Annotated in this window: 1 protein-coding gene; it reads left to right on the top strand. The window is 72.6% G+C overall.

The window, feature by feature from the left end:
* A partial coding sequence (locus tag V0R37_RS22930) for a YcjX family protein (protein WP_420376668.1) occupies positions 1 to 248 on the top strand: 248 nt, incomplete at both ends.

The raw sequence follows: 248 nt of genomic DNA, 5'->3' as shown, positions 1-248 counted from the left end.
ACCGGCAGATCGTGCTGGTGGACGTGCTCTCGGCGGTCGATGCCGGCCCCACCGCCCTGGCCGAGCTGGAGGAGGCGCTGGACGCGGTGCTGCTCAGCCTCAACATCGGCCGCAACACGGTGCTGTCGCGGCTGTTCGCGCCGCGGGCCGACCGCGTGCTGTTCGCCGCCACCAAGGCCGACCACCTCCACCAGACGAGCCACGACCGGCTCGACGCCCTCCTGCGGCTTCTGGTGTCCCGGGCGATG

It is taken from the genome of Pollutimonas rozaliensis (genome assembly GCF_048751585.1).
In the GTDB taxonomy this organism is placed as follows: domain Bacteria; phylum Pseudomonadota; class Gammaproteobacteria; order Burkholderiales; family Burkholderiaceae_B.
The sequence above is the reverse complement of the archived record's forward strand: the minus strand, read 5'-3'. Positions and strand labels throughout refer to the sequence as shown.